2 protein-coding genes are annotated in these 773 nt (G+C 74.4%); both read right to left on the bottom strand.

What is annotated here, in order from left to right; translation table 11 throughout:
- Nucleotides 1-51: 51 nt before the first annotated feature.
- Nucleotides 52-444, bottom strand: coding sequence for a DUF3168 domain-containing protein (locus AX690_RS20055; protein ID WP_066685720.1), 393 nt, complete (start codon nucleotides 442-444; stop codon nucleotides 52-54).
- Complete coding sequence (locus tag AX690_RS20050; RefSeq protein ID WP_066685722.1) at nucleotides 441-722, bottom strand: head-tail connector protein; 282 nt, start codon at nucleotides 720-722, stop codon at nucleotides 441-443. The genes AX690_RS20055 and AX690_RS20050 overlap by 4 nt, the downstream gene beginning before the upstream one ends.
- Nucleotides 723-773: the final 51 nt, after the last annotated feature.

Raw genomic sequence — 773 nt, 5'->3', positions numbered from 1 at the left:
CCCCTCCCCCTTGCGGGGAGGGGGCAGGGGGTGGGGGTGCGGCTGTGAAGGTCAGAGCGCTTCGGTGACCGCCCGCACGCGGACGATCCCGAGCGTGGTCTCGCGGTCGGCGCCCGTGAAGCAGTCGGCATAGGGGACGCGCAGGTTCACGAGTCGGCGGTTCGACAGCGTCGGCCGGGCGTCGTGCAGCGCCGCGCGGACGGCGGCGACCAGGGCTCTGGCCTCCTCCGGCCCGCCGAAGCGGCTGGCGCAGGTGAGGGTGAGCAGGTGCTCGATCCCGTCGCCTTCGGACACCGGACGCCCTTCCGAGCGGGTGACGACGACGCAGGGATAGGTCGGCAGGCGCGGGGCGGTCGCGTAGATCCGCTGGCCGGCGATGGCGGTGACGGCGGGCGCGGCCTTCAGCGTCGCGACCAGGGCGTCGATCAGGGGCTTGTCGGTCACAGCCGGGCCTTTCGGTAAGGGGTCAGCCACGGCTCGACGAGGGCCAGCGAGGGCTCGCCGGCGTCGCCCAAGGACGAGCGAAGCTCGTAGGCGTGGGCGACCAGGGTGAGGACGGCCAGGCGCAGGGGCGCGGGACTGGCGGCGGTCAGGGCGACGCCCGCGGCGGCCGCGACGCGGGTCTCGGCGGCGTCGATCAGGAGCGTCAGGACGGCGTCCTCGGACGCGTCAGGGACGCGCAGGAACGCCCGGGCCTCGGCCAGGGTGAGGGATTGGGGCATGGTTTTCTCGGGAGAAAGCCCCTCCCCCTTGCGGGGAGGGGTTGGGGTGGG

The organism is Caulobacter sp. CCH9-E1, from assembly GCF_001556515.1.
Taxonomy (GTDB): Bacteria; Pseudomonadota; Alphaproteobacteria; order Caulobacterales; family Caulobacteraceae; genus Caulobacter.
This window is presented reverse-complemented; position numbering and strand designations above follow the sequence as displayed.

What these genes read in the sequence shown, in the direction of transcription:
- AX690_RS20050 (WP_066685722.1), bottom strand. Translation starts at nt 722, where the DNA reads ATGCCCCAATCCCTCACCCTGGCCGAGGCCCGGGCGTTCCTGCGCGTC.